Consider the following 21876-nt stretch of genomic DNA (forward strand, 5'->3'; position numbering starts at 1 on the left):
TGGACATGCTGCCTGCAAAGCAACCGGGTGCCGCACACCCCCTCGACCTTCTCGTCCGCAAGCTATCGCTGTCGGTGCCGCTGGACGAGGATGTCACGGCGGCGCTGCTGGCGCTGCCCCATGTCGTCCGCCCGATCGCGCCCGGCGATTATGTGATCCGCGAGGGCGAGCGGCCGACGCACAGCTGCATCCTCGTCTCGGGCTTCCTCTTCCGCCAGAAGATCGCGACCGACGGCGGGCGGCAGATCATCGGCGTCAACGTGCCGGGCGAGGCGGTCGATTTCCAGCATCTCTATCTCGATGTCGCCGATCACAATATCCAGGCGCTCACCCGCGCCGAGATCGCCTGCATCCCCCGCGCGGCGCTCCAGGCGCTGATCGAGGCGCATCCGCCGGTGGCGCGCGCGGCGATCGTGGCGACGTTGGTGGAGGCGTCGATCTTTCGCGAATGGCTGCTCAACATCGGCCGCCGCGATGCCCGCGCGCGCATCGCCCACCTGCTGTGCGAATTCGCCACCCGGCTGGAGGCGCTGCACCTGACCGGCACCTACGGCTACGAACTGCCGATGACGCAGGAGCAATTGGGCGACGCGCTGGGTCTCACCCCGGTCCACATCAACCGCACGCTGAAGGGGCTGGAAGCGGACGGCCTCATCACCCGCACCCGCCGCCACATCGCCTTCCCCGATTGGGCGCGGCTGCGCGAAGTGGGCGATTTCGACGAACGCTATCTGCACGTCGGGGTGCAGGGCGGGCAGCCCAATTGAGGCTCAGCCTTCGCGATCGAGGATGGTGACGACGCGGGCGGCCAGCGCGTCGATTGCTGCGCGTATGTCGGCCGTATCGACGATATGCGGGGTCGGATCGATGGCGCACAGCGTGCCGAAGAAGCCGCCGTCCGCCCGGATCAGCGGGACCGAGACATAGCTCTGGAAGCCGTAGAGGATCGGCGTCGGGTGCGTCCGCCAGGCCGGCGCGTTCGACACGCAATCGATGAACACCGCCTCGCGGCTCTCGCGGATCTCGTCGCAGATGGTGGTCTTGATGCGCAGTTCGTCGCCGGGCTTCAGGCCGAATTCGATGCGGTCGAGCAGGTGGCAGGCGATCCACCGTTCCTCGGTGACGCGGGCGACGGCGGAGAAGCCCATGCCGGTGAGGTCGCACATCTCGCGCAGGATCGCGTCCACCTCCGGGTTGCCCGACAGGCTGTCGATGTCTTGCTGGAAATCCACCTGTGCCCTCGTGCGCGATCGTGGGGATGCCTTGCGCCAACCGAGGCCGGTTCGCAACGGCAACAGAATCCTCCCTGAGCTTGCTCGGGGAGGGGGACCGCCGGCGAAGCCGGTGGTGGAGGGGCCTGCCCCACCCCGCAACCGTCGCTGACCCCTCCACTGCCTTCGGCGGTCCCCCTCCCCATGCGCGATGGGGAGGAACACTTTGCCTTTCCCGCTCCGCCCGGCCTAGAACGGCCCATCGCCGGTCTCGCAACAGGGGGCCGCGCACCCCATCTATCGGGAGTCCGATGTGCGTCATTTCCTTCTTGCCGCGAGTGCCTTGACCATGGCCACCCAGTCGATCGCCGCCGCCGCGCCGGCCCCCGCCAATCCGCTGCTGGCGCCGTGGCCGGGTGAATATGGCGGCCTGCCGCCGTTCGATACCGCCAGGCCCGAGATGTTCGGCCCGGCCTTCACGCAGGCGCTGGCCGAGCGGCAGGCGGAGATGGACGCGATCGCCAACGATCCCAAGCCCGCGACCTTCGCCAATGTGATCGAGCCGATGCAGCGATCGGGCCAGACGCTCCAGCGCATCTACGCGATCTACGGCGTCGAAACGAGCAACATGAACACGCCGGCCTATCAGAAGATCGACCGCGAATGGTCGCCCAAGTTCGCCGCCGCGCAGGATCGCATCACGCTCGATCCCAAGCTCTTCGCCCGTATCGCGGCGGTGTATGACAAGCGCGCCGGCCTCAACCCGATGCAGCAGCGGCTCGTGACCCGCACCTACGACAGCTATGTCCGCCAGGGCGCCAAGCTGGACGCGGCCGGCAAGGCGAAACTGTCGCAGCTCAACCAGCAGCTCGCCAGCCTGTTCAGCGATTTCTCGTCCAAGCTGCTCGCCGACGAGGGCAAGGCGATCTTCTTCGCCAGCGCCGATGATCTGGCCGGGCTGCCCGCCTCCACCATCGCGGGCGCCAAGGCGGCCGCCACGTCGCGCGGGCAGGCGGACAAATGGGCGATCGTCAACACCCGCTCGGCGGTCGATCCCTTCCTCACCTTCGCCACCAATCGCGCCAATCGCGAGAAGGTATGGCGCGCGTTCGTCAGCCGGGGTGACAATGGCGACGCCAACGACACCAATGCGATCATCACCCAGATCGTGAAGCTGCGCGCCGATCGCGCCCACCTGCTCGGCTACCCCACCCATGCCGCGTGGCGGATGCAGGACACGATGGCCAAGACGCCGCAGGCCGCGATGGACCTGATGATGCGCGTCTGGACCCCCGCTGTGAAGCGCGTCCACGAGGAGGTCGCCGACCAGCAGGCGATCGCCGACAAGGAAAAGACGAAGATCACGATCGAGCCGTGGGACTATCGCTTCTATCAGGAGAAGGTCCGCAAGGCGCGCTACGACATCGACCAGTCCGAGCTGAAGCCCTATTTCGAGCTGGACAACATGATCCAGGGCGCCTTCTACGCCGCCGGCCGCCTTTACGGCTTCACCTTCAAGGAGGTGACGCCCAAGGTGCCGGTGTTCGAGAAATCGGTGCGGGTGTGGGAAGTGTCGCGCGCCGGCAAGGTGATCGGCCTGTTCTACGGCGACTATTTCGCGCGGGACATCAAGCGTTCGGGCGCGTGGGCGACGGGCTACAAGAGCCGCTCGCGCTTCCTCAAGACCGAATATACCCTCTCGTCCAACAACAACAATTTCGCGCCCGTGGCAGAGGGTGAGAAGGTGCTCATCAGCGTCGACGACGCGCAGACGCTCTTCCATGAATTCGGCCATGCGATCCATGGCCTGGCGAGCGACGTGGCCTATCCGGGCCTCGGCGGCACGCCGCGCGACTTCGTGGAATATCCCAGCCAGGTGAACGAATATTGGTCGCTCAACCGCGACGTGCTCGATCGCTATGCCAAGCATTACCAGACGGGCGCGCCGATGCCGGCGGCGCTGGTGGACAAGGTGATCGCCAGCCAGAAGTTCAACCAGGGCTTCGCCACGGTCGAATATCTCGCCTGCGCGATCCTCGACATGGACCTGCATACGATCCCCGATGGCGCGTTCGATCCCAAGGCGTTCGAGAAGGCCGAACTGGCCAGGATCGGCATGCCGAAGGAGATCGCGATGCGGCACCGCCTGCCGCAGTTCAACCACCTCTTCTCGTCGGACAGCTATTCGGCGGGCTATTACAGCTACCTCTGGTCGGACACGATGGTCGCCGACACGATCGCCGCCTTCACCGAGGGCAAGGGGCCGTGGGACAAGGCGGTGGCCGACCGCTTCTATTCGGTGCTGCTGGCGACGGGCAACGAGACCGACCGGGCGGAAGCCTATCGCGCGTTCCGGGGGCGTGACCCCGATGTGCGGGCGCTGCTGGAGAAGCGCGGCTTCCCGGAGAAGTGAGGCGATCCGTCATTGCGAGCGCAAGCGAGGCAATCCAGCCTTTCGGCCTGATGCCGACGTTGGAACTGGATTGCTTCGCTGCGCTCGCAATGACGAGCACGGGGTAGGCGGCGCCCGGCACCCAAGAATCGCTTTGAAATAATATAACAGCCGCTTATAACGATTCTCGTCGGCCCCACCCGGCGCAGCCCAGCCCGGAACGATACCGGCAGGCAAGGATTGGAAGCCCATGGACGAGGATGCACGCCGCAATATGCGGCCGTTGAGCCTGCACGTACCGGAGCCCCGCTTCCGGCCGGGCGACGCGGTCGATTTCGCCGATTTCGACATTCCCGATGTCGCGGCCGCCCCCCGGCCCGACATCGGCGCCATGCCGGAAGAGATGCGCTCGCTGGCCTATGGGCTGGTGCGCGTGCTCGATCTGGATGGCGCGTCCGGTGGCGCCTGGGCGCCGCGCCTGTCGCCCGAACGCCTCGTCGCGATGCTGCGCCACATGGCGCTGGTGCGCGCGTTCGACGATCGGATGTACCGGGTCCAGCGGCAGGGCAAGACCAGCTTCTACATGAAGTGCACCGGCGAGGAGGCGACCTCGATCGCGGCGGCCTATGCGCTCGACCGCGATGACATGTGCTTCCCCAGCTACCGCCAGCAGGGCCTGCTGATCGCGCGCGACTGGTCGCTGGTCGACATGATGTGCCAGATCTATTCCAATCGGGGCGATCGGCTGAAGGGCCGCCAGATGCCGATCATGTATTCGGCCAAAGAGGCGAGCTTCTTCTCCATCTCGGGCAATCTCGCCACGCAGATGCCGCAGGCGGTGGGCTTCGCCATGGCCTCGGCCTCTCGCGGCGACACGCGCATCGCGGCCTGCTGGTGCGGCGAGGGATCGACCGCCGAGGGCGATTTCCACTCCGCCTGCACCTTCGCCAGCGTCTACCGAGCGCCGGTCATCATCAACGTCATCAACAACCAGTGGGCGATCTCCAGCTTCTCGGGCTTCGCCGGCGCCGAATCGACCACCTTCGCGGCGCGCGCGGTGGGCTACGGCATCGCCGGGCTGCGGGTGGACGGCAACGACGCGCTCGCCGTCTACGCCGCGACCGAATGGGCCGCCGAACGCGCCCGCAACAATTTCGGCCCGACCCTGATCGAACATTTCACCTACCGCGCCGAGGGCCATTCCACCTCGGACGACCCGACCAAATATCGCTCCGCCGAGGAGCGCTCCGCCTGGCCGCTGGGCGATCCGATCGCGCGGCTGAAGCAGCATCTCATCGCCATCGGCGCGTGGGACGAGGAACGCCATGCCGCGATGGACCGCGAGGTGGCGGAGGAGGTCAAGGCGGCGGGCAAGGAAGCCGAGAAACAGGGCGTGCTGGGCGACGGCCTGCACCAGCCCTTCACCACCATGTTCGAGGACGTGTTCGAGGAACTGCCCTGGCACCTCGAGGAGCAATCCCGCCAGATGGTGGAAGAGCGCAAGGCGGCGGGGATATGATGGCCTTCCAGCCCAATACACCGTTCGTCCTGAGCATAGTCGAAGGGCGTGCCCCAAGCGCGTGGCTCTCCCCGTGCTTCGACGCCGCTCAGCACGAACGGGTTCTCGGGGGGCGGGCGCGATGACCGACGACACCCCCACCAAGACCATGAACATGATCCAGGCGATCAATTCCGCGCTCGATATCTGCATGGAGCGCGACAAGGATATCGTCGTGCTGGGCGAGGACGTCGGCTATTTCGGCGGCGTCTTCAAGGCGACCGAGCATCTCCAGAAGAAACATGGCAAGACCCGCGTGTTCGATACGCCGATCACCGAATGCGGCATCATCGGCGTCGCGGTCGGCATGTGCACCTACGGCCTCAGGCCCGTGCCCGAAATCCAGTTCGCCGATTACATCTATCCCGCGCTCGACCAGCTCGTGTCGGAGGCGGCGCGGCTGCGCTACCGGTCGGCGGGGGAATATACCGCGCCGATGACGGTGCGCTCGCCCTTCGGCGGCGGCATCTTCGGCGGGCAGACGCACAGCCAGAGCCCCGAGGCGATCTTCACCCATGTAGCGGGCCTCAAGACGGTGATCCCGTCCAACCCCTATGACGCCAAGGGGCTCCTGATCGCCGCGATCGAGGACAATGATCCGGTGATCTTCTTCGAGCCCAAGCGCATCTACAACGGCCCGTTCGACGGCCATTACGGCAAGCCCGTCACCCCCTGGGCCAAGCATCCGTCGAGCGCCGTGCCCGAGGGCTATTACCGCATCCCGCTGGGCAAGGCCGCGACGGTACGCGAGGGCAATGACGTGACGATCCTGTGCTACGGCACGATGGTCCACGTCACCGCCGGCGTCGTCGCGGAAAGCGGGATCGACGCCGAGATCATCGACCTGCGCACGCTCGTGCCGCTCGATATCGAGGCGATCGAGGCGTCCGTGAAGAAGACCGGGCGCTGCGTGATCGTCCACGAGGCGACCCGCACCAGCGGCTTCGGCGCGGAGCTGTCGGCGCTGGTGCAGGAACGCTGCTTCCATTCGCTGGAGGCGCCGATCGAGCGCGTCACCGGCTGGGACACGCCTTACCCCCATTCGCTCGAATGGGCCTATTTCCCCGGCCCCGTGCGGCTGGGTCAGGCGCTCAAGCGCGTGATGGAGAGCTGAGATGGCGCGCATTTCCTTCAAGCTGCCGGACATCGGCGAAGGCATCGCCGAGGCCGAGATCGTGGCGTGGCACGTCAAGGTCGGCGATCGCATCGAGGAAGATGATCCACTGGCCGACATGATGACCGACAAGGCCACGGTCGAGATGACCTCGCCGGTGTCGGGCGTGGTCGTCGAACTGAACGGCGCGGTCGGCGACCAGGTCGCCATCGGATCGGTGCTGGCGGTGTTCGAGGCCGAGGGCGAGGCGGATGCGGAACCGACGGTGCAGGTGGCGCCGCCGGAAGCGGGGCAGGTGGCCTTGCCGGATCCCTTGCCCCAGCCGGTGGCCGAGCCCATTCCAGAACCGTTCATCCCGAGCGTAGTCGAGGGACCATCCCCGACCCCCGCGCCAGGTGCCTCGACTTCGCTCGGCACGAACGGTTCGGAGAAGGCTGGCGCGCCCGACCGCAAAGTCCTCGCCTCCCCCGCCGTGCGCGATCGCGCCAGGGCGCTTGGCGTGAACCTCGCGGACGTGAAGCCCGCGCAGGGTGATCGCGTCCGCCACGCCGATCTCGATGCCTTCCTGTCCTACAGCGACGGCTATCGCCCCGCCGGTGCTGCCCGCGCCGACGAGCAGATCAGGGTGATCGGCCTGCGCCGCCGCATCGCCGAGAACATGGCCGCCTCCAAGCGCCACATCCCGCACTTCACCTATGTCGACGAGATCGACGTGACCAAGCTGGAGGCGCTGCGCGAAGACCTCAACGCCACGCGCGGCGACAAGCCCAAGCTCACCATGCTGCCGCTGCTGATCGTCGCGATCGTGCGGGCGCTACCCGATTTCCCGATGCTCAACGCCCGCTACGATGACGAGGCGGGGGTGGTGACCCGCTTCGGCGCGATCCACCTGGGCCTCGCCACGCAGACCGATACCGGCCTGATGGTGCCGGTGATCCGCGACGCGCAGAGCCGCAACATCTGGCAGCTGGCGGGCGAAATCCGCCGCCTCGCCGAAGCCGCCCGCACCGGCAAGGCCAGGATCGAGGAACTGTCCGGCTCCACCCTCACGCTCACCTCGCTCGGCCCGCTCGGCGGCATCGCCACCACGCCGGTCATCAACCGGCCGGAAGTGGCGATCATCGGCCCGAACAAGATCGTCGAACGCCCGGTGTTCCGCGACGGGCAGGTGGTGGCCGCCAAGCTGATGAACCTCTCCATCTCGTGCGACCATCGCGTGGTGGACGGCTGGGATGCGGCGAGCTTCGTGCAGGCGGTGAAGCGGCTGGTCGAGACCCCCGCGCTGCTGTTCGTCGACTGATTTAAGCCCTTCCGTCCAACCCCTCTCCCATCAAGGGAGAGGGGTTGGACTTATTCCTCCTCCTTCCGCCGCTCCATCTCGATCAGCGTGCCCAGCCCCCGGCGCATCGCCGCGACATCCGCTTCGCCGATCCGCCCGGCCAGCGCCGCGTCGATTTCCTCCCGCACCCCCGCCTGCACCGCCGCCGCCGCCGCGCCACGCTCGGTGAGGGTGACGATCACCTGTCGGCGGTCGGCCGGATCGGGATCGCGGGCGAGATAGCCGCGCAGCACCAGCGTATCGACCAGCTGCCCCGCACCCTGCTTGGTGATGCCCAGATCGCGCACCAGCTGGCCGATCGGGATGCCGCCGTCGCCCAGCGCCAGCCCGCCGATCACGTAGAGGCCGTTGCCCGGAATATCGTCATAACCCTCCCGCGCCAGCGCCCGCCGCATCGCCGCGCCATAGGTGGTGCGGGCGTGGCGGAGCAGGGCGGGGAGGGTGACGCGATCGTACCAGCATTCGTCGGGCATCGGGAAATTTCCTTGATAGTCAATTATATTGACAGTCAATCTATGTGAGTGGCCATTTGATCGCAAGCGGCCACTTTCCCCATCCCGATCATCCTAAATTTTAACCCCTTCCGTCGTTAATCATCCCGACACGGCAAGGGGTTTCGGAATGTTCGCTGGTATTGGTTTGGTGATCCTGCTGCTGATGGTGTTCGGCGGCTTCGCGATCACCGGCGGCAGCCTCGGCCCCGTGCTGCACGCCATCCCGCACGAGATGCTCATCATCGGCGGCGCCGCGATCGGCGCTGTCGTGGCGGGCAATTCGATGAAGGAGATCAAGCAGCTGTTCGGCGGCTTCGCCAAGGTCTTCAAGGGCCCGAAGTACAAGAAGCAGGATTTCCTCGACGTGATCTTCCTGGTCTCGTCGCTGATGAAGATGCTGCGTACCGACGGCCCGGTCGCGCTGGAGCCGCATATCGAGGATCCGAACAGCTCGACCGTGATCGGCCAATATCCCAAGCTCCTGAAAGACAAGACCCTCATCCACCTCATCACCGACACGCTCAGGCTGGTGGTGATCTCGTCGGGCAATCTCGACGTGCATGCGGTGGAGGAGGTGATGGACCACAGCCTCAAGACCCACCACCACGACGACATCCGCCCGGCCGACATGATCCAGGGCTTGGCCGACGCGCTGCCCGCGCTCGGCATCGTCGCGGCCGTGCTGGGCGTGGTCAAGACGATGGGCTCGATCGATCAGCCGCCGTCCATCCTGGGCGAGATGATCGGTTCCGCGCTCGTCGGCACCTTCCTCGGCATTCTGCTGGCCTATGGCGTGATGGCGCCCTTCGCCCAGCGCGCCAAGCAGGTGATCGAAAGCGACGCGGCGATCTACGACGTGGTCAAGCAGATCATCATCGCCTCGCTCCACGGCCACCCGATCCCGCTGGTGATCGAGGCGGCGCGCGCCGGCATCACCCATTCGCTCCAGCCCGCCTTCGCCGACGTGTTCGACGGGATGCGCGGCCGGTGATCGCGCAGACCGCCCCGATCGTCCACCCGCGCCCGCTGACCCTGTCGGCCGAGGCGCGGACCCTGCTGGCCGACGACCATGCCGCCCCGCGCCTGTCGCTGCGGCTGAGCGGGCGCGGCCTGTTCGTACCCCTGAAGGGCTGAGACCATGGCCGCCGCACCGCCGAAGAAGGGCAAGAACGAGCCCGTCGCGCCGATCATCATCGTCAAGAAGATCATCGATGGCGGCCACGGCGGCCATCACGGTGGTGCGTGGAAGGTCGCCTATGCCGATTTCGTGACGGCGATGATGGCCTTCTTCCTGCTGCTGTGGATTCTCGGCGCCACGACCGAGAAGCAGCGCAAGGGCATCGCCGATTATTTCACGCCGACGCTGGTGGAGATGAAGCAGAAGAGCGCCGGCTCGTCCGGGCCATTCGGCGGCGATTCGATCATCAGCAAGGAGGATTACGCCCACAAATCCGCCCAGACTGGATCGCGCAGCCTGACCATCCCCAAGGATGCGACCGGCGGCGAGAAGGAAGGCGGGGCGGACGCCAAGCTGCGCGATCGCAAGCGTTTCCAGATCGCCAAGGCGAAGCTGGAGGAGATGCTGAAGAAGGATCCCGCGCTCAAGAACCTGCTGAAGAACGTGCGCTTCACCGAAACGCGCGAGGGGCTGCGCATCGACATCGTCGACGAGAGCGACTTCTCGATGTTCACGGTGGGCACCGATCGGCTGCTGCCCTCGGCCCGCGACCTGATGGGGCAGGTGGCCCATCTGATCCAGACGCTGCCCAACGGCCTCATCATCCGCGGCCATACCGATGCCCTGCCCTATGCGGGCGGGCGGACGGCGAACAACTGGACGCTCTCGGCCGCGCGCGCCGAGGCGACCCGGCGCGCGCTGGCGGAAAACGGCGTCTCGCCCGATCGCTTCGCCCGCATCGAGGGCGTGGCCGATCGCGAGCCCTATGTGCCGGCCGACCGCTACGACCCGCGCAACCGCCGCATGTCGATCACGCTCAGCTGGTCGAGCGTGGGGGACGAGGCGGTCGCCGGCGCGGGGCAGGATAATGCGCCGAAGGAGGGTGCGGAGGCCGTGCCTGCGCACCCGCACGGCTGACCCGAACCCCGCGATCCGCAATATCGGGAGTGCGACCCTGGCTGCGCGGCGATGCCCCCATCTGCCGCAGCGCCATCCCCCCTAGGCAACCCCCGACCACACGCTACATTGCCCCGCATGAGCGACTTCCCCTCGCTTGCCGGCCAGCTCCTGCTGGCGATGCCGGGCATCGGCGATCCCCGCTTCGATCATGCGGTGATCGCGATGTGCGCGCATGACGAGCAGGGCGCGCTCGGCATCGGCATCGGCGACACGCTGGAGGGCGTCGGCCTCCATGCGCTGATGCAGCAGCTCGATATCGATCCGGGCGCGGTGGCCGATGCGCCGGTGCATATCGGCGGGCCGGTGGAGATGCAGCGCGGCTTCGTGCTGCACAGCCTCGACTGGGCCGGTGAGGATACGCTTAAGGTGCAACCCACCTGGGGCCTCACCTCCACGCTCGACGTGCTGCGCGCGATCGCAGCGGGGGAGGGGCCGAGGGACTGGCTCGTGGCGCTCGGCTATGCCGGGTGGAGCGCCGGCCAGCTCGACGACGAAATGTGCCGCCACGGCTGGTTCTCGGCCCCCGCCAGCGAGGCTTTGCTGTTCCGCACCGGCCCGCGCCAGCGGTGGCGCGCGGCGTTCGAGGGGGTCGGAATCGATCCCGCCCTGCTCGCCGCCGGGGCGGGCACGGCCTGAGCCGGAACGCGACGTTGCATCCACGCAACGACTTGATCGCAAATGGTTTATTTTTACACAGCCACTTGACGGCAAGACTTTTTTAACCTCGATATACGATCTGTCGGTTGCGCCCGTGGGGGGCGTGCAACCGGCTGGGGGCTTCGAGTACTTATGCGCAAACTGTGGGGGGCGGCGTGCGTCGCCGCGGCGTTGGCGACCGCGCCGGTTCAGGCCGCGTGCTGGAACACGCAGGATGTGGCGGCGGCCCGCGTGCGCGATCTGCAGTCGATGCTGATGGTCGCCACCTTGCGCTGCCAGGCGGCCGGCATCGCCATCGCGGCGGACTACAATGGCTTCGTCGGCGCCAACAAGCAGGCGCTGCAGATGATGAACGACCTGCTCAAGCGCCACTTCTCCCGTGAAAAGGGCGTGCTTCAGGGCCAGAAGGAATATGATTCCTTCACCACCCGCCTCGCCAACACCTATGGCGCGGGCGGCACCTCCTCCTACGATTGCGAGACCTCCAGCCTTATCGCCCGCGACGCGCGGATGATGAACGGCAATGTCGATGGCCTCCTCCTGATCGCCGACCGCGCGGGCATCCGCACCGAGGTTCCCGGCGGCATGTGCGGCCCGATGGTGCTGGCGCAGGCGAGCGGCCCGCAGGAATAAGCCGACCCTCTACCAGCCAGCGAAGGGCGTCCCGACCAGGCCGGTCGGGGCGCCCTTCGCGTTTTCGGCGGGTGCGGTTGCCCGCTCTCCAGTGTGGCATGGCCCATGGCGGTGTGGAGTTGAAGTGCCTCCACCGACCTGTCATCCCCACCCGATGTCCGACCTCTACGAGCCAGAGTCCGACTTTCTGAAAGCCATCGTTGCCGAAGAGGTGCCGCTGTCCGGAAGTGAATGGGCAGAGGTGAATTTGTCTCGGCTCATCGCGATGACCGCTGACGGGGAAAAGGCCGATCGCGACTGGGCGACCTTCCTGCTCGCTCAGGAGGAATTGGACACGCAGGGCGTCAGAGATGCCCTGCTTCGGGCCGCGAGGGACGAAGATAATGTCGTCCGAGCGGAAGCTATCCTCGGGCTGGCGAGGCGTGACGTGCGTCTCGCTCTTCCACTCGTCCAGGCCGGATTGCGCGAGGATGTCGTTTCGATCCCCCTGCTGGAAGCCGCCGCGCTTTGCGCCCATCCGTCGCTTATCGCGGACCTGCGAGTGTGGGCGCAGCCTTCGGACGAATCCTATGTCGATGCGATCGCGGCGGAGGCTCTGGCGGCATGTGAGGCCGTGGCTACCGCCGATCCGTAAGACTCGCGCCACGCCGGCGCGAAGGACATAAAGATATCTTTATGTTTGCAATCCGATCGGACGGCGGCTAGGTCGCGGCCATGCGTTCGCCCCGAAAAGGCGGATGCCTCGACATCCAAGGAGACCATCGTGGCCACCGCCTTCAACGATTATGTCATCAGCGATATCGCGCTTGCCGATTTCGGCCGCGCCGAGATCCGCATCGCCGAGACCGAAATGCCCGGCCTGATGGCGCTGCGCGAGGAATTCGGCGCGTCGCAGCCGCTGAAGGGCGCGCGCATCACCGGTTCGCTGCACATGACGATCCAGACCGCCGTGCTGATCGAGACGCTGGTGGCGCTCGGCGCCGACGTGCGCTGGGCGACGTGCAACATCTATTCGACGCAGGATCATGCCGCCGCCGCCATCGCCGCCGCGGGCATCCCCGTGTTCGCGATCAAGGGCGAGAGCCTGGCCGATTATTGGGATTATGTCGGCGACATCTTCAACTGGGGCGCCGGCACCGACGGCACCACCGCCAACATCATCCTCGATGACGGCGGCGACGCGACGATGTTCGCGCTGTGGGGCGCCAAGCTCGAGGCCGGCGCCACGCTCGGCGAGCCCGAGAATGAGGAAGAGATCGAGTTCCAGCGCGCGCTGAAGGCGTTCATCGCAAAATATCCCGGCTACCTGACCGAGACGGTGAAGAACCTGCGCGGCGTGTCGGAAGAGACCACCACCGGCGTCCACCGCCTGTACGAGATCGCCAAGAAGGGCGAACTGCCCTTCCCCGCGATCAACGTGAACGACAGCGTCACTAAGTCGAAGTTCGACAACCTCTACGGCTGCAAGGAATCGCTGGTCGACGCGATTCGCCGCGCCACCGACGTGATGCTCGCCGGCAAGGTCGCCTGCGTCGCCGGCTTCGGTGACGTCGGCAAGGGCTCGGCCCAGTCGCTCCGCAACGGCGGCGCCCGCGTGATGGTGACCGAAGTCGATCCGATCTGCGCGCTTCAGGCCGCGATGGAGGGCTTCGAGGTCGTCACCATGGAAGAGGCCGTCACCCGCGCCGACATCTTCTGCACCGCGACCGGCAATGCCGACGTCATCACCGCCGAGCATATGGCGGCGATGAAGCCGATGAGCATCGTGTGCAACATCGGCCACTTCGACAGCGAGATCCAGATCGCCGCTCTGTCGAACTACAAGTGGACCGAAGTGAAGCCCGGCACCGACCTGGTCGAATTCCCGGACGGCAAGCAGATCATCGTGCTGGCCAAGGGCCGCCTGGTGAACCTCGGCTGCGCCACCGGCCACCCGAGCTTCGTGATGTCGGCCAGCTTCACCAACCAGACGCTGGCGCAGATCGAGCTGTTCACCAAGCCCGGCCACTACGCCAACGAAGTGTTCGTCCTGCCGAAGCACCTCGACGAGAAGGTCGCGGCGCTCCACCTCGAAAAGCTGGGCGTGAAGCTCACCAAGCTCAGCGAGAAGCAGGCGTCCTACATCGGCGTCAGCACCGAAGGGCCGTTCAAGCCGGATCACTACCGCTACTGAGCGAAGCCCGCCCGCTCTTGTGCTCCTGCGAAGGCAGGAGCCCAAAGGGGGCAGGCGCTACGCTTGGCAACTCTGGCCTCCTGCCTGCGCAGGAGCACGGATCGAAAAGAGGGGCCGTCGGTGCGAACCGGCGGCCCTTTCTGTGTCACCCGTCATTGCGAGCGAGGCGAAGCAATCCGGCGGCGGAACGTGGATTGCGTCGCTCCGCTCGCAATGAAGATTACCTCCTGTTGCCGCCCTGCCACGATCGCCGCACGTTCCGCCGCCGTATCATGGATCAAGGTTGGCGATCCTTAACCCTGTTGCGGTAGCGAAGGGCCACACGAGTCGGTCGGGGGATCGGAAGATGGTTGGTGCGGCGGTTTTCGCTTACGGGATGCTGGCGACGTTCGTTCACGCGTCGGCGGCGCGCAATCGCAAGCTGGGCATGAACCATTCGCCCACGCTGGAGGCGGCCGGCTGGACCCTGCTGTCGGGCTCGGCGGCGGGCGGTCTCCTCGCCATCGGCTATGGCGCCTGGATGGCGCTCAGCCCCACCTTCTGATCGATCCGGTCAGCCCGGCAGGCCGATCAGCGCGATCTGGCGGCCGTAGCCGGACTCGCTGCGGTGGGTTGCGCGGCGGAAGCTGAAGAAGCGGCTTTCGTTAGCATAGGTGTCGAGGCCGAGCGCCTCGACCCGGCCGATACCCGCGCCGGCCAGCCGCGCCGCGACATAGGCCTCGATATCGAACTGGTGGCGGCCGGGGCGCACGCCATCGGCGAAGAAGCGTTCGTTGGCGGGATCGTCCTCGGCGAAGCGGCGGAAGAAGCCGTCGTCCACCTCGTAGCTCGGCCGGGCGATGCACGGGCCGATCGCGGCGGCGATCCGCTCGCGCCGCGCGCCCAGCCCCTCCATCGTCGCGATCACCGCATCGGTCACGCCGCCGATCGCGCCCTTCCACCCGGCATGGGCCGCGCCGACCACGCCCGCCTCCGCATCCGCCAGCAGCACCGGCACGCAATCGGCGGTGAGGATGCCGATGAGCAGGTCGGGCCGGTCGGTCGCCAGCGCGTCGGCGTGGGGGCGGGCGTCGTCCGCGCCGGGTGTGGCGACCACGGCGATCGCGGAATGGACCTGATGCAACGTCACGAGCGTCGCGCCGGGCTTCACCGCCGCGACGGCGCGCCGGCGGTTCTCGGCGATGGCGTCGCGATCGTCATCCGATCCCAGCCCGACGTTGAGCCCGGCATGGATGCCGGTCGAAACGCCGCCCTCGCGGCCGAGGAAGCCGTGAGGCAGGGGGGCGAGGGCGGTGGCGCGGATCGGCTGGATCATGCGCTCGTCCTAGTCGGTGGGCGCGTCGGCGGAAAGGATAGTCCGTGGCTCATCCGATCGGCCTTGCCAGCACGACATCATCGTAATCGCGATCACCCACGCGGAAAGTACGTTCGGCGATCTGGACGAAGCCGCTATGCAGGTAGAAGGCCCGCGCCCGGACGTTTCCGGCGTACACGCCCAGCAGCAACCGCTGCCGCCCCTGCGCGGCCGCATGATCCACCGCCTGCCGCATCAGCGCGCCACCGACCCCGCCGCCGTGAAAGCGTGACAGGATGTAGATGCGCTTCAGCTCGATATCGCTGCCATCGGGCGCCGCGCCGGGCAGGTCGGGTTCGCCCACCAGCGCGAAGCCGATCGGCGCCCGCCCGGCGCGCGTCTCGACCAGCCACGCCGCACCACCCTCGTCGAGCGCCTCCCGATAGGCCGCCGCGCTATGCCGGCGCTGGCAATGGGCCACGATCGCATCGCCATCGAGGATGCCCGCGAACGTCTCGAGAAAGGTCGCGGCGCCGATCAGCGCCAGCCGGTCGACGTCCGCATGGGAGGCTGGGCGGATGATCCAATCCGATTCGTCCGCCATACCTGCGCCACCCTCAGCCGTTGACGATGGTGCCGCCGTTCGGATGCAGCACCTGCCCCGACATATAGCTCGAATCCGCGCAGGCGAGGAACAGGAAGGCGGGCGCCACCTCGTTGGGCTGGCCGGGGCGGCCCATCGGGGTCGTCTCGCCGAAGCCTTCCAGTTTCTCCGGGCTGGCCCCGCCCGAGGGGTTGAGCGGCGTCCAGATCGGCCCCGGCGCCACGGCGTTCACCCGGATGCCATGCTCGACGAGATTTTCGGAGAGCGAGCGGGTGAAGGCGGTGATGGCGCCCTTGGTGCTGGAATAGTCGAGCAGCTCCTTCGAGCCCTGATACATGGTCACGCTGGTGCAGTTCACGATCGCCGCGCCCGATTTCAGATGCGGCCGCGCCGCCTGCGTCAGGAAGAACATGCCGAAGATGTTGGTCTGGAAGGTGCGGCGAAGCTGATCCTCGGTTATATCGACGATATCCTTGTCGGGATGCTGCTCGCCGGCGTTGTTGACGAGGATGTCGAGCCGGCCGAACGCGCCGATCACCTGCTCGACGGCCGCGTCGCACCAATCCTTGTCGCCGACATCGCCCGCGATCGCGATGGCCAACCGGCCTTCGCTCTCGACGATCTCGACGGTCTTCGCGGCATCCTCATGTTCGCAGAGATACAGCACCGCGACATCGGCACCCTCGCGCGCATAGAGTGCGGCCACCGCCCGCCCGATCCCGCTGTCAGCCCCGGTCACGATCGCGACCTTGCCGGCGAGTCGCCCCGAACCCGGATAGCGCGGCGCCCAATCCGGCTTGGGCTCTAGCGTGGCTTCGGATCCGGGTAGCCCGTCCTGATGGATCATGGGATCGATATCGGCCATCCTGCTACGCTCCTCGACAGTTCGGGGAGCATAACGGGCGGGGCGGGCGAAGGTTCGCGGGTGCCCCGGTCGGTCAGACCCGCTCGACGGCGAGCGCCAACCCCATGCCGACGCCGATGCACAAGGTCGTCAGACCGCGCCTGCCGCCCGATTTCTCGAGCTGATGCACCAAGGTCATCGCGATCCGCGCGCCGGACATGCCGAGGGGGTGGCCGAGCGCGATCGCGCCGCCGTTGGCGTTGACGTGCGCGGCATCGTCGGGGAGGCCCAGCGCGCGCAGCGAGGCGAGCGACTGGCTGGCGAAGGCCTCGTTGAGTTCGATCGCGTCGAAATCGCCGATGGTAAGGCCGAGGCGCGCCATCAGTTTCTGGCTGGCCGGCACCGGGCCGATGCCCATCACGCGCGGCTCGACGCCGGCCGAGGCGAGACCGAGGATGCGGGCGCGCGGGGTCAGCCCATGCGCCTTCACCGCCGCCTCGCTGGCGACGATCATCGCCGCCGCGCCATCGTTGATACCCGAGGCGTTGCCTGCCGTGACGGTGCCGTCCGGGCCGAACAGCGGCTTCAGCTTGGCCAGCGTCTCGATCGTGGTGTCGGCGCGGGGATGTTCGTCGACCGACACCTCCACCGTCTCGCCCTTCTTCCGGCCGGGCACGCTGACGGCGACGATCTCCTCGGCGTGGAAGCCGCTCTGCTGCGCAGCGATGGCGCGCTGCTGGCTGCGGACGGCGAAGGCATCCTGGTCGGCGCGGCTGATGCCATGATCCTGCGCGACATTCTCGCCGGTGCGGGGCATCGTCTCGGTGCCGTAGAGGGCGTCGAGCGCGGGGTTGACGAAGCGCCAGCCCATCGTCGTGTCCTCGATCTTCTGGTTGCGGCCGAACGGCGCGTCGGCCTTGCCCATCACGAAGGGCGCGCGCGTCATGCTCTCGACCCCGCCGGCGATGGCGAGCGCCATCTCGTCGGCCTTGATCGCCCGCGCCGCCGCGCCGACCGCTTCCAGCCCCGACGCGCACAGCCGGTTGAGCGTCACCCCCGGCACGACATGCGGCACGCCCGCCAGCAGCAGGCTCATCCGCGCGACGTTGCGATTGTCCTCGCCCGACTGGTTGGCGCAACCGTAGAACACCTCCTCGATCGCCGAGGGATCGAGCGACGGATTGCGCGCCAGCAGCGCCCGCATGGGCAAGGCGCCGAGATCGTCGGCGCGGACCTTGGCGAGGATGCCGCCGTAGCGGCCGACGGGGGTGCGGATCGCATCGCAGATGAAGGCTTCGCTCATGGGTATATCCTCTCTCGTTCGGGCGATCAGGCGGCTTGCAGGGCGTTCGGCGCGTCGAGCGGCACGCCGGTCAGCCGGCGGAGTTCGTCGAGGCTGAGGCCATCGACCATCTCGACGACGCTGGCGCCCTCTGGCCCGACATCGAACACCGCCATATCGGTATAGACACGGCTCACGCAGCCGAGGCCGGTAAGCGGATAGGTGCAGGCCTCGACCAGCTTGCTCTCGCCCTGCTTGGTCAGCAGGTCCATCATCACGAAGGTCTGCTTGGCGCCGATGGCGAGGTCCATCGCCCCGCCCACCGCCGGGATCGCGCCCGGCTCGCCGGTGTGCCAGTTCGCCAGATCGCCCGTCACCGATACCTGGAAGGCGCCCAGCACGCAGATGTCGAGATGCCCGCCGCGCATCATCGCGAAGCTGTCGGCATGGTGGAAGAAACAGCCGCCCGCCAGCAGGGTCACCGCCTGCTTGCCGGCGTTGATGAGTTCCCAATCCTCCTCGCCGGCGGCCGGGGCCGGCCCCATGCCGAGCAGGCCGTTCTCGCTCTGGAGGAACACTTCGCGATCGACGGGCAGGTAATTGGCCACCTTGGTCGGCAGGCCGATGCCGAGGTTCACATAGGCGCCCTCGGGAATGTCGCGGGCGACGCGGGCGGCCATCTGGTCGCGGTTCAGGCGGTTCATCGGGCTTCCTCCGGGGTCAGGCGGCGAGGGCGGCGGGCGGAGCGGGGGCGATCTCGACGACGCGCTGGACGAAGATACCGGGGGTCACCACCCCCTCCGGGTCCAGCTCGCCGAGCGGCACGATGCCGCTCACCTGCGCGATCGTCGTCCTGGCCGCCATTGCCATGATCGGGCCGAAATTGCGCGCGGTCTTGCGGAAGGTGAGATTGCCCCAGCGATCGCCGCGATGCGCCTTGATGAGCGCGAAATCGGCGTGGATCGGCTCTTCCAGCACATAATGTTTGCCGCCGAATTCGCGGACTTCCTTGCCCGCCGCCAGCAGCGTGCCGTAGCCGGTCGGCGTGAAGATCGCGCCGAGGCCGGCACCCGCCGCCTGGATGCGCGCCGCCAGATTGCCCTGCGGCACCAGTTCCAGCTCGATCCGGCCGGCGCGATAGGCGGCGTCGAAATGGTGTGAGTCCGCCTGGCGCGGGAAGGAACAGATGATCTTGCGCACCCGGCCCTCGCGGATCAGCGCGGCGACGCCCTGTTCGCCGTTGCCGGCATTGTTGTTGATGATCGTCAGGTTGCCGACGCCGCGGGTGATGAGCGCGTCGATCAGCTGATCGGGCATCCCGGCCGTGCCGAAACCGCCGATCATCACCGCCGCCCCCTCGAAGATATCCGCGACCGCCGCCTCCGCACTGGCCACCGCCTTGTCGATCATCCTGCTCCCCCTCACGTTCCGGGCGTGTCGGGCGATCAAATTCTCCAGCGCCGATCTTGCGTCAATCGATAAACGGCATATTGTCCGATAATCGTTTGATGGAGTAGGCCCCGTGCAGGATCTCGCGCTGCTGGATGCCAATGGCGACCCGGATTTCATGACCTCGCTGGCGCGCGGGTTGGCGGTGCTGCGCTGCTTTTCGGATGAGCGGCGCCCGATGACGATCGCGCAGGCGAGCAGGCTCACGGGGCTCAGCCGCCCGGCGGTGAAACGCTGCCTGCACACGCTCGTAAGGCTCGGCTATGCCGCGCAGGAGGGGGTGCATTATGCGCTGCGCCCCAAGGTGCTGTCGCTCGGCTACGCCTATCTGTCGTCGAGCACGCTCGCGATGCGCGCCCAGCCGCTGCTCGATGAGCTGCGCGACGAACTGCACGAATCCTGCTCGCTCGGCGTGATCGAGGAGGACGAGGTCTATTATGTCGCCCGCGCGGAGGTTTCGCGCATCATGTCGATCGCATTGCGCGCCGGCAGCCGCCTCCCACTCTACTGCACCTCGATGGGCCGCACCCTGCTGGCCGGCCAGCCGCGCGCCACGCAGGAAGCCTATCTGCGCCGCACCGATCTCAAGCCGCTGACGGCGAATACGGAGACCGATCCTGCGATGCTTCTCGGCGTGCTTCGTCATGTCGCGGACGAAGGCTATGCGATCATCGACCAGGAACTCGAACTGGGCCTGCGATCGATTGCCGTGCCTGTTTTGGGGCGGGATGGCGTCATGGCGGCGGTGAATGTCGGCACGCAATCCGCCAGCGTCAGCCTGGCCGAGCTGCGATCGCGGTTCCTGCCGCCCCTTCGCCGGGTAGCACGCGAGCTGGCCGCAGGAGGATTGCACAACCCCTGATCAAAGCGCAGGCGTCTGTCAGGGCGCCTTCGTCATTCGGCGAGCCAGGACAGCAAAAGGGCGGCGGTCTCCTCCGGCAGTTCGACGGCCGGCATATGGCCGCAATCCCGGAAGATGTGCAGGCGGGCGTTGGGGATCGAAGCGGCCATTTCCTCGGCGTCGGCCGGGGGCGTAACGCGATCGCCGTCACCCACCGCCACCAGCGTCGGCACGCGGATCGCGCGGAGGTGGGGGCGGGAATCGATGCGGTTGAGGATGGCGGTCTGCTGGCGGACATAGGCGCGCTTGCCGACCCGCGCCGCCATCGCCCGCAGCGTGTCGGCGACGGGGCCGGTGGTCCGGTCGGGATGGACCAGCGTCTCGAGCAGCGCGCGGGTGATGCCGACGAACCGGCCGCGGGCGAGGGACGCGAGCCCCTGCCGCCGGGTGGCCGCGCGGGCCGCCGTATCGGGTCGCGCGCTCGTGTCGATCAGGGCCAGTCGCGTGACCCGCCCGGGTGCCTGCCGCATGATCTCCAGGGCGACATAGCCGCCCATCGAGAGCGCGACGAGCGCGAAGCGCGGCGGCGCCGAGGCGAGAACCCGCCGCGCCATGGCGGCGATGCTGTCGTCGAGCGTGAGATCGGCGACGAAGGGGGCGACATGATCGGCCAGCGCGTCGATCTGGTGCCGCCAGAGGGCACCGTCGCACAGCAGGCCGGGCAGGAACACCGTCGGCAGGAGGTCGGTGCGCTCGTCCGAGCCGGTCAACCCGCTATCGTAAGCGGTAAAACCGGCCTCGTCGGTCGGCTCCCCGATCTCCGGCCAACCAAAAGCATCAAGATCATCGAACATGGCAACGCCTCCGCCGTCCGTAGATGGTGGACGAAGCGGCATCTGTCTAATATCTGGAAAAGGCGATCTTGATAGCTTTTGGAGATATCTATGGAGTTGCGCCACATCCGCTATTTCCTCGCGGTGGCCGAGGCGCGCAACTTCACCCGCGCGGCGCAGCGGCTGGGGATCGGCCAGCCACCGCTCAGCCAGCAGATCCGCGATCTGGAGGATGAGATCGGCGTCCGGCTGTTCCACCGTATCCCGCAGGGCGCCGAACTGACCGAGGCGGGGCATGCCTTCCTGGCCGGCGTCCGCACGCTGCCCGATCAGGTGCAGGCGGCGGTGCATGGCGCGCAGCGGGCAGGGCGGGGGGAGACCGGGGCGTTGCGGGTCGGCTTCACCGGATCGGCGGCCTTCAATCCGGTCGTGCCCGGCATCATCCGGGCCTATCGCCGGGCCTATCCCGATGTCGAACTCTCGTTGCAGGAGGGCAATTCGCTCGATCTCGTCACGGCCCTGCGGGACGATCTGCTCGACGCGGCCTTCCTCCGCCCGGAATCGGTCGAGATCGAAGGGCTGCAACTGCGCGAGCTGGACGACGAAGCGATGGTCGTGGCGCTGCCCTCCGCGCATCGGCTGGCGGGCGCTGCTTCGGTGCGGCTGGCCGACCTCGCGACCGAGGCCTTCGTGCTCACCCCGCGAAACCTGGGGCCGACCTTGTTCGACGCCGCCGTCACCGCCTGTCGCGAAGTGGGGTTCGAGCCGCAGTTGGGGCAATCCGCCCCGCAGATTGCATCGGTCCTCGCGCTCGTCGCGGCCGAACTGGGCGTGTCTCTGGTGCCGGCCTCGATGCGGAAGGCGGCGATCCAGGGGGTGACCTATTGCGATCTGGCCGATGTCCGGCGGAGCGTGCGCATCGCGATCGCCTGCCGCCGGACCGACCTGTCGCCGGCCGTCCGCCATTTCTATGCCGAGGCGAGGGCGCAGGCACCCTCACCGGCAGTGCGGGCCGGCTGAG

At 67.4% G+C, this 21876-nt stretch carries 24 protein-coding genes; 15 read left to right on the forward strand and 9 right to left on the reverse strand.

The window, feature by feature from the left end; translation table 11 throughout:
- Nucleotides 1-5 precede the first annotated feature (5 nt).
- Nucleotides 6-767 (forward strand): Crp/Fnr family transcriptional regulator, encoded by a 762-nt coding sequence (locus PQ455_RS03930; RefSeq protein WP_273689389.1) that lies wholly within the window; start codon nt 6-8, stop codon nt 765-767.
- Nucleotides 768-770: 3 nt separating this feature from the next.
- Here PQ455_RS03930 and PQ455_RS03935 read toward each other — a convergent pair whose 3' ends face one another.
- Nucleotides 771-1232 (reverse strand): GAF domain-containing protein, encoded by a 462-nt coding sequence (locus PQ455_RS03935; RefSeq protein ID WP_273689391.1) that lies wholly within the window; start codon nt 1230-1232, stop codon nt 771-773.
- A gap of 328 nt (nt 1233-1560) precedes the next feature.
- On the opposite strand from PQ455_RS03935, the gene PQ455_RS03940 reads away from it, so the two are divergent.
- The 4 genes from PQ455_RS03940 to PQ455_RS03955 all read left to right on the forward strand — a co-directional run bounded on the left by PQ455_RS03940 (nt 1561) and on the right by PQ455_RS03955 (nt 7575).
- Nucleotides 1561-3624: a M3 family metallopeptidase gene (locus tag PQ455_RS03940; protein WP_273691223.1), complete on the forward strand. Its 2064-nt coding sequence runs from the start codon at nt 1561-1563 to the stop codon at nt 3622-3624.
- Nucleotides 3625-3853: 229 nt separating this feature from the next.
- A complete protein-coding gene (locus PQ455_RS03945) occupies nt 3854-5122 on the forward strand; it encodes a 3-methyl-2-oxobutanoate dehydrogenase (2-methylpropanoyl-transferring) subunit alpha (protein ID WP_273689393.1) in 1269 nt (422 codons plus the stop codon).
- A gap of 148 nt (nt 5123-5270) precedes the next feature.
- Nucleotides 5271-6275, forward strand: coding sequence for an alpha-ketoacid dehydrogenase subunit beta (locus PQ455_RS03950; protein WP_420542856.1), 1005 nt, complete (start codon nt 5271-5273; stop codon nt 6273-6275).
- A 1-nt stretch (nt 6276) separates the two neighbouring features.
- Nucleotides 6277-7575, forward strand: a complete 1299-nt coding sequence (locus PQ455_RS03955) for a dihydrolipoamide acetyltransferase family protein (RefSeq protein ID WP_273689396.1) — start codon at nt 6277-6279, stop codon at nt 7573-7575.
- Between the two features lie 50 nt (nt 7576-7625).
- Here PQ455_RS03955 and PQ455_RS03960 read toward each other — a convergent pair whose 3' ends face one another.
- A complete protein-coding gene (locus tag PQ455_RS03960) occupies nt 7626-8087 on the reverse strand; it encodes a MarR family winged helix-turn-helix transcriptional regulator (protein WP_273689398.1) in 462 nt (153 codons plus the stop codon).
- A 148-nt stretch (nt 8088-8235) separates the two neighbouring features.
- On the opposite strand from PQ455_RS03960, the gene motA reads away from it, so the two are divergent.
- The 8 genes from motA to PQ455_RS04000 all read left to right on the forward strand — a co-directional run bounded on the left by motA (nt 8236) and on the right by PQ455_RS04000 (nt 14252).
- Nucleotides 8236-9099 carry a flagellar motor stator protein MotA gene (motA, locus tag PQ455_RS03965; RefSeq protein WP_273689400.1) on the forward strand — a complete coding sequence of 288 codons (864 nt, stop codon included), beginning with the start codon at nt 8236-8238 and terminating at the stop codon, nt 9097-9099.
- On the forward strand, nt 9096-9242 hold the full coding sequence (locus tag PQ455_RS03970; protein WP_273689401.1) for a hypothetical protein: 147 nt from the start codon (nt 9096-9098) through the stop codon (nt 9240-9242). The genes motA and PQ455_RS03970 overlap by 4 nt, the downstream gene beginning before the upstream one ends.
- A 4-nt stretch (nt 9243-9246) precedes the next feature.
- A complete protein-coding gene (locus tag PQ455_RS03975; protein ID WP_273689402.1) occupies nt 9247-10203 on the forward strand; it encodes a flagellar motor protein MotB in 957 nt (318 codons plus the stop codon).
- Between the two features lie 117 nt (nt 10204-10320).
- The gene (locus PQ455_RS03980; RefSeq protein ID WP_273689404.1) at nt 10321-10881 is read left to right on the forward strand and encodes a YqgE/AlgH family protein; all 561 of its coding nucleotides are present in this window, start codon (nt 10321-10323) and stop codon (nt 10879-10881) included.
- A gap of 153 nt (nt 10882-11034) precedes the next feature.
- Nucleotides 11035-11535, forward strand: a complete 501-nt coding sequence (locus PQ455_RS03985) for a hypothetical protein (protein ID WP_273689405.1) — start codon at nt 11035-11037, stop codon at nt 11533-11535.
- Between the two features lie 154 nt (nt 11536-11689).
- Nucleotides 11690-12169, forward strand: a complete 480-nt coding sequence (locus tag PQ455_RS03990; protein WP_273689406.1) for a HEAT repeat domain-containing protein — start codon at nt 11690-11692, stop codon at nt 12167-12169.
- 129 nt (nt 12170-12298) lie between these two features.
- Nucleotides 12299-13708 (forward strand): adenosylhomocysteinase, encoded by a 1410-nt coding sequence (gene ahcY / locus PQ455_RS03995; RefSeq protein WP_273689408.1) that lies wholly within the window; start codon nt 12299-12301, stop codon nt 13706-13708.
- A gap of 346 nt (nt 13709-14054) precedes the next feature.
- Complete coding sequence (locus PQ455_RS04000) at nt 14055-14252, forward strand: hypothetical protein (RefSeq protein WP_273689409.1); 198 nt, start codon at nt 14055-14057, stop codon at nt 14250-14252.
- A 9-nt stretch (nt 14253-14261) separates the two neighbouring features.
- On the opposite strand, the gene pgeF is transcribed toward PQ455_RS04000, so the two are convergent.
- From pgeF to PQ455_RS04030, 6 genes are all read right to left on the reverse strand, one after another.
- Nucleotides 14262-15023 carry a peptidoglycan editing factor PgeF gene (pgeF, locus tag PQ455_RS04005; protein WP_273689410.1) on the reverse strand — a complete coding sequence of 254 codons (762 nt, stop codon included), beginning with the start codon at nt 15021-15023 and terminating at the stop codon, nt 14262-14264.
- 49 nt (nt 15024-15072) lie between these two features.
- Nucleotides 15073-15606 carry a GNAT family N-acetyltransferase gene (locus tag PQ455_RS04010; RefSeq protein ID WP_273689411.1) on the reverse strand — a complete coding sequence of 178 codons (534 nt, stop codon included), beginning with the start codon at nt 15604-15606 and terminating at the stop codon, nt 15073-15075.
- A 13-nt stretch (nt 15607-15619) separates the two neighbouring features.
- Nucleotides 15620-16471 carry an SDR family oxidoreductase gene (locus PQ455_RS04015; RefSeq protein ID WP_273689413.1) on the reverse strand — a complete coding sequence of 284 codons (852 nt, stop codon included), beginning with the start codon at nt 16469-16471 and terminating at the stop codon, nt 15620-15622.
- Nucleotides 16472-16544: 73 nt separating this feature from the next.
- Nucleotides 16545-17753, reverse strand: coding sequence for a 3-oxoadipyl-CoA thiolase (gene pcaF / locus PQ455_RS04020; protein WP_273689414.1), 1209 nt, complete (start codon nt 17751-17753; stop codon nt 16545-16547).
- Between the two features lie 26 nt (nt 17754-17779).
- Entirely contained in the window at nt 17780-18436 is a 657-nt protein-coding gene (locus tag PQ455_RS04025) for a 3-oxoacid CoA-transferase subunit B (protein WP_273689415.1), read from the reverse strand.
- A 16-nt stretch (nt 18437-18452) separates the two neighbouring features.
- Complete coding sequence (locus tag PQ455_RS04030) at nt 18453-19142, reverse strand: 3-oxoacid CoA-transferase subunit A (protein WP_273689416.1); 690 nt, start codon at nt 19140-19142, stop codon at nt 18453-18455.
- 112 nt (nt 19143-19254) lie between these two features.
- Here PQ455_RS04030 and PQ455_RS04035 point away from each other — a divergent pair, with 112 nt between their 5' ends.
- Nucleotides 19255-20043 (forward strand): IclR family transcriptional regulator domain-containing protein, encoded by a 789-nt coding sequence (locus PQ455_RS04035; protein ID WP_273689417.1) that lies wholly within the window; start codon nt 19255-19257, stop codon nt 20041-20043.
- 32 nt (nt 20044-20075) lie between these two features.
- Here PQ455_RS04035 and PQ455_RS04040 read toward each other — a convergent pair whose 3' ends face one another.
- On the reverse strand, nt 20076-20876 hold the full coding sequence (locus PQ455_RS04040) for an alpha/beta fold hydrolase (protein WP_273689419.1): 801 nt from the start codon (nt 20874-20876) through the stop codon (nt 20076-20078).
- A gap of 90 nt (nt 20877-20966) precedes the next feature.
- Here PQ455_RS04040 and PQ455_RS04045 point away from each other — a divergent pair, with 90 nt between their 5' ends.
- Nucleotides 20967-21875: a LysR family transcriptional regulator gene (locus PQ455_RS04045; RefSeq protein ID WP_273689421.1), complete on the forward strand. Its 909-nt coding sequence runs from the start codon at nt 20967-20969 to the stop codon at nt 21873-21875.
- Nucleotide 21876: the final 1 nt, after the last annotated feature.

The organism is Sphingomonas naphthae, from assembly GCF_028607085.1.
In the GTDB taxonomy this organism is placed as follows: domain Bacteria; phylum Pseudomonadota; class Alphaproteobacteria; order Sphingomonadales; family Sphingomonadaceae; genus Sphingomonas_Q; species Sphingomonas_Q naphthae.